The sequence below is a fragment of the Myxococcus sp. CA039A genome, assembly GCF_013336645.1.
Taxonomy (GTDB): domain Bacteria; phylum Myxococcota; class Myxococcia; order Myxococcales; family Myxococcaceae; genus Myxococcus; species Myxococcus llanfairpwllgwyngyllgogerychwyrndrobwllllantysiliogogogochensis.
This window is the reverse complement of sequence record NZ_JABUMQ010000482.1, coordinates 1-5,936: the sequence shown is the minus strand read 5'-3', so window position 1 is coordinate 5,936 and position 5,936 is coordinate 1. Positions and strand designations below refer to the sequence as shown.

Annotated in this window: 4 protein-coding genes; 1 reads left to right on the top strand and 3 read right to left on the bottom strand. The window is 69.6% G+C overall.

The window, feature by feature from the left end; all coding sequences use genetic code 11:
- The 3 genes from HR086_RS43930 to HR086_RS43920 form a co-directional block, all read right to left on the bottom strand.
- Positions 1-840: alpha/beta fold hydrolase (locus HR086_RS43930; protein ID WP_174453326.1), on the bottom strand; the 840-nt coding region annotated here is incomplete at its 3' end.
- 117 nt (positions 841-957) lie between these two features.
- Entirely contained in the window at positions 958-1,512 is a 555-nt protein-coding gene (locus HR086_RS43925; protein ID WP_141641066.1) for an adenine phosphoribosyltransferase, read from the bottom strand.
- Positions 1,509-2,495 (bottom strand): D-glycerate dehydrogenase, encoded by a 987-nt coding sequence (locus HR086_RS43920; RefSeq protein WP_174468618.1) that lies wholly within the window; start codon positions 2,493-2,495, stop codon positions 1,509-1,511. The genes HR086_RS43925 and HR086_RS43920 overlap by 4 nt, the downstream gene beginning before the upstream one ends.
- Before the next feature lie 135 nt (positions 2,496-2,630).
- Here HR086_RS43920 and HR086_RS43915 point away from each other — a divergent pair, with 135 nt between their 5' ends.
- On the top strand, positions 2,631-5,897 hold the full coding sequence (locus HR086_RS43915; protein WP_371745475.1) for an SNF2-related protein: 3,267 nt from the start codon (positions 2,631-2,633) through the stop codon (positions 5,895-5,897).
- Positions 5,898-5,936 lie beyond the last annotated feature (39 nt).

Below are 5,936 nucleotides of genomic sequence, written 5' to 3'. Positions count from 1 at the left end.
GCCCTGGGGGCCGAGGTCCGGGTGGGTCGTGCTGACGGCGGTCCTCCGTCCCGAGACGAGGGCCTCGATTCCGACGGCGACGAGCCCCGGTACCTCCAGCGTGGGCAGGTGGCTGACGGCGGGCAGCCTCATGACGTGGAACCACGGATGGGTGGCGGCGAAGGCCACCTGGGTCTCCAGGTAGTCGTGCGTGTCCGGCTGCGAGTACAGGTGCAGCGTCGGCGTCGCGGGGCTCAGTCCGGCGAGTGCGCGAAGCGGTGAGCCCTCCCGCGAGTAGGCGGCGGCGATTTCGCGCGCGGCCCGGGCCCACATCTCCTCGGAGAACTCGAGCATGTCCTCATGGACGGCGCGCAGGACGTCCTTGTTCTCCACGCCCCGGGTCCACTGCTGGAACAGCTCGTCGCGCGTGCGTCCCCAGCGCTCTGACATCAGGCCCCGAAGCGTCGCCAGGAAGGGCGGGGGCGGCTCGGTGACAATCCAGTCCAGCACCACGAGCTGGGGGATTCGCTCCGCGCCCAGCTCGCGCCGCAGCTCCAGCGCCAGGAAGCCCGCATGGGAGATGGCCACCGGCACCACCTGCCGCGCGCCGCTGGCGTCAATCACGGCGAGCAGGTCCTCGAGCACGGTGTCGCTGTCGAAGTCTTCGTCACCGTGTTCGGATTCTCCGTGGCCGCGCAGGTCCACGCAGAGCACCCGGTGTCGCTCGGCACAGAGGGTGACGAGAGGACTGAAGATGTCGCGGCGGGTGCACCAGCCGGGAATGAAGAGCAGCGTGAGCGCTCCCTGGCCGACGTCGTCGTAGCGAATGCGGGCACCACCGGTGGAGCGCACCTCGGGCATGTCTCCCCCTGTCGAACGAGGCTTCTTTCCTCAGGTGGACATGCGCCGGGGGCGTGGCAGCAGGCGGGCGGGGAAGGGATGGAGGCCCGGGCCGCTCGGACTTGCCGGGGCGTCCCGTCAGAACGTCAGCAGCGTCGTCACCTTGTCGCGCCCCAGGCGCTGGGGGCCCTCGAGGAAGTCGAGGCTGATGAGGAAGCTGAAGCCCACCAGCTCTCCGCCCAGTCGCTTCACCAGCTTCGCGGTGGCCTCCGCCGTGCCTCCGGTGGCGAGCACGTCATCCACCACCAGCACGCGCTCGCCCTGGAGGATGGCGTCCTCGTGCATCTCCACGCCATCCGCGCCGTACTCCAACGAGTAGCGCTCCACGATGGAGCGGTGGGGCAGCTTGCCCGGCTTGCGCGCCGGGACGAAGCCCGAGCCCAGCGCGAGGGCGATGGGCGCTCCGAGGAGGAAGCCGCGGGCCTCCACGCCGACGACCTTGGTGATGTGCTGGCCCCGGAACGGCGCGGCCATGGCGTTGATGACCCGGCCGAACAGGCGCGGGTCCGCGAGCACGGGGGTGATGTCCTTGAAGACGATGCCCGGCTTGGGGAAGTCCGGCACGTCGCGCAGGCGGGCATTCAGGTCGGCGACGAGGGTGGTGTCGGTGATGCTCGCGGCGGGCAGGCTCATTCGAAGACCTCCGGGTTGACGCAGTGGGGTGGCCGCCGTCCCTCCAGCGCGGCCAGCAGGTTGTCCACCGCCATGGAGGCCATGCGCCCCCGCGTCGCATGTGACGCGCTGGCGATGTGCGGCGCCAGCAGGACGTTGGGCAGGGTCATCAGCGGGCTGTCCGGGGGAAGGGGCTCGGGCTCCGTCACGTCCAGGGCCGCGCCTCCCAGCCTTCCCTCGCGAAGGGCCTCGACGAGGGCGTCCTGGTCGATGACTCCGCCTCGCGCCGTGTTGACGAGCAGCGCCCCCGGCTTCATCGCCGCCAGCTCCGCGCGTCCCACCCAGTGCTTCGTCGCGGGAGTCAACGGGACATGCAGGGTGAGGATGTCCGCTTCGGCCAGGAGCGTGGCCTTGTCCACCTGGCGGGCGCCCGTCTGGGCCTCCAGCGCCGGTTTTGGCTCGCGGCTGACGTACATGATGCGCATCCCGAAGCCCCGGGCCCGCCGGGCCACCGCCGAGCCGATGGCCCCCGGGCCGACGATACCCAGGGTGGCGCCGTACACATCCGTCCCCAGGAGGAGGGTGGGGCTCCAGGTCTTCCACTTGCCCGCCCGGACGAAGGCGTCCGCCTCCGCCACGCGCCGGGCCAGCCCCAGAATCAGGGCGAAGGCGAAGTCCGCGGAGGTCTCCGTGAGGGCGCCTGGGGTATTTCCCACCGCCACGCGCCGCCCGGTGCAGGCGGGAACGTCGATATTGTCGTAGCCCACGGCCACGTTGCTGACCGCCCGGAGGTTCGGGGCGCAGTCAAGCAGGCGAGCGTCGACATGGTCCGTCAGCAAGGTGACGAGCCCCTCGCAGAGGGCCGCCTGGGCCATCAAGGTGTCACGGGAAGGTGGCAGTTCCTCCTCCCAGACGGACAGGTCCACATGCCTGCTCAGTCGGCCGAGGGCCTCTCCAGGGAGCTGGCGGGTCACGAAGACACGGGGGCGGACGGTCCGGGCCATGGCGAGCGTTGATGGTCTCATAGCCTGATGTCGGTGGCTGCTTCCGCTGGCCGACTCATCCACATTTCCCGCGAGCGGGAGCCCTCTTGCTGTGCTAGTGGCAGGGGTTCCCCGGCGCTTAGGAGCCAGGGGCCTGTGCCAGCCGTGCAATCCACCGCCGACATCCGAGACGCCCTCCCTCCTCAGGACACCCAGTGGCTCAGGGCCCTGAAGGCTGAAGTCCAACCCACCATCTTCAAGAAGGGCCGAGAGGTGGCGGAGTCCCGCCGCGTCTTCGGGCTCCAACGTGAAGGGGACCACATCCGCGCGCAGGTCGCCTCCTCCACGGGCGAGCGCTATGAAGTCGTGCTCGCGCTCGGAGATGGTCGAGCCACGTCCACCTGCACGTGTCAGTCGTGGAACGTCGATGGTCCCCACTGCAAGCATGTGGTGGCCGCCGCGCTCATCTATGCCGCGCGTTTCCGGCCGCCTCCCCGGCCCCAGCCGGTGGTCGCCGCGCCTGTCGAACCCACCGCGCCCAACGGCAACAACGAGGTGGTGGACAACGAGGTCCCCGTGGAGCCGGAAGGCCCCGTGGTGGACGCCGTCAACCTGCCCGCGCTCGCGAAGGTGGAGAGCTGGCTGGGCCTGTCCTCGCAGCCGGACTATGAGTTCTTCTACCGGCTGACGGCGGCGAACACGAACTCGGGCAGTCGCCAGTGGGTCGTGGACGTGCGCCGGCAGGACGCGCAGACCAAGGGGCCCATCCACGTCAAGCGGACCCTCCAGACGGGGGGGCGCATCTCCCCCGCCGACGAGCGCGTCTTCATGGCGTTGTCGCGCCACGAGCATCGCTACGACTCGCGCATCGTCCTGTCGGACGAGGAGTTGAGCGAGGCGATGGACCTGCTGCGCCAGCGGCGGGTCATCTACCGGGGCACGGCGCTCATCAACACGGAAGTGCCCATCCGTCCGCAGATTCGCCTGGAGTCCCGGCCGGACGGCGCCACGGCGCGCATCGAGCTGCTCTTCCCGGACGGGCTGAGCTACTCGCTCAAGGACGTCATCATCCTGTCGGGCCGGCGCACCTGGGTCATCCAGGCGCAGAACCTCCACCCCGTGGAGCCCGACTTCCCGCCCCGGCTGCTGCGCAAGTGGCTGCTGGAGCCCAGCATGTCCTTCCCCTCGGGACAGTTGGACCGGGTGCTGACGTTCTTCGCCGCGCACCTGCCGCGCTTCCGCATGTCGTTGAAGGCGGACGACATCGAGGTGGACGAGGCGGTGGAGCCGCACTTCGTGCTGACGCTCGAGGGCACTCCGGAGCGCGTGAAGGCGCAGCTGGCCGCGCGTTACGGGCAGACGACGGCGCCGGTGTCTCCCACGGCCACGCACCTGGGCTACGCCAGTGGCGTGGGTGGGGACAGCCGCAAGCTGTACCGTCGTCGCGAGGACCTGGAGCGAGCCGCGGGCAAGCTGCTGTTGGACCAGGGCCTGCGATTCGAGCCGCAGGCGCAGGTGTTCGACGCGACGGGCGACGTGGCGCTGGAGTTCTGGGCGCGGGGGCTCGCCTCGCTGCCGGCGGAGTGGGAGCGCTTCGGCGTGCAGGCGCCCAAGGTGCGGCTGCGCCCGAAGCTCAAGCCGCGCATCCGCGTGGGCATGAGCGGCGTGCAGTGGTTCGACCTGGACGCCGAGTTCGTCACGGACGACCAGGCGGTGGACCTGGGCGCGGTGCGCATGTGGCTGGACTCCGGCCGCAAGTTCGTGCCGCTGAAGGACGGCTCGTTCGCTGAAGCGGACCCGGTCGAAATCAAGCGCGTGGCGGACCTGCTGGAAGAGGCGGGTGCGCTGCCGGGCCGGTCCCGCACGCGGCTGCCGTTGCACCAGGCGGTGGCGTTGGACCTGCTCGCGGACCTGGGTGAGTTCACCGAGGTGGAGGCGAAGGCCCGGCAGGCGATGCTGGAGCTGCGCGAGACGGCGGGGGTTCCGAAGGTCGCGGTGCCCGACGGGCTCCACGCCACGCTCCGGCACTACCAGGAGGCGGGCCTGTCCTGGCTCTGGTTCCTGCGCCGCCATGGCCTGTCCGGCATCCTCGCGGACGACATGGGCTTGGGCAAGACGGTGCAGTCGCTCAGCCTCCTGCAGAAGATGGCGAACGAAGAGGGGCGCAAGCCGTCGCTCGTCGTGGCGCCCACCAGCGTGCTCGCCAACTGGGAGCGCGAGGCGGAGCGTTTCACCCCGGGCCTCAAGGCCATGGTGTGGCACGGGCAGGACCGCAAGGAGCGCGCCGAGGACCTGAAGGGCATGGACCTGGTCCTCACGTCCTACGCGCTGGTGCGAAGAGACCTGGACCAGCTGTCCCAGGTGGGCTTCCGCTTCGTGATTCTGGACGAGGCGCAGAACATCAAGAACGCGGACAGCGCCACGGCGCAGGCGTGCAAGTCGCTTCCGAGCGACACGCGACTGGCGCTCACGGGTACGCCGCTGGAGAACCGGCTGTCGGAGCTGTGGAGCATCTTCGACTTCCTCATGCCGGGCTTCCTCGGCAGCGCGGACAGCTTCAGCGACAGGTACGAGCAGCCCATCCAGGTGGCGAACGACGCCTCCGCGAGGGACAGGCTGCGCCGGCGCATCCAGCCCTTCATCCTGCGTCGCCTGAAGACGGAGGTGGCCAAGGACCTGCCGCCGAAGACGGAGAGCGTCGCCTGGTGCGAGATGGAGCCGGGTCAGGCCGCCCTCTATCGCGAGGTGATGGAGGAGAGCCGCCGCAAGGTCAGCGAGAGCATCGAGAAGGTCGGCTTCAAGCGCAGCCGCGTGTCGATTCTCGCCGCGCTCATGCGGCTGCGGCAGGTGTGTTGTGATCCGCGCCTGCTCAAGATGCCCCCGGGCACGTTGTTGCCGCCCAGCGCGAAGGTCGAGCGCTTCATGGAGCTGGTGGAGGACCTGGTGGCGGAAGGCCACCGGGCCCTGGTGTTCAGCCAGTTCACGGAGATGCTGGAGCTGCTCAAGCAGGAGGCGGACAAGAAGGGCCTGCGCTACCTCTACCTGGACGGTCGCACCAAGGACCGCATGGGCAAGGTGGACGAGTACAACCGCCCGGACGGACCGCCCCTGTTCTTCATCTCCTTGAAGGCGGGTGGCACCGGCCTCAACCTCACCGCGGCCGACTACGTCATCCACTTCGACCCGTGGTGGAACCCGGCCGTGGAAGACCAGGCCACGGACCGTACGCACCGCATCGGTCAGACGCGCGCCGTCATCAGCTACAAGCTGATTACCCGCGGCACGGTGGAGGAGAAGATCCTCTCCCTCCAGCGTCGCAAGCGAGACCTCGCCGCCGGAGTGCTCGGTGGAGAGGGTGACGAGATGGCGAGGACCCTCACCGAGCAGGACATCCAGGAGCTCTTCACCGAGAGCCAGTCCTGAGACGGAGGGGAGGGTTGGGGTTCCAACGGAACTTCGCCC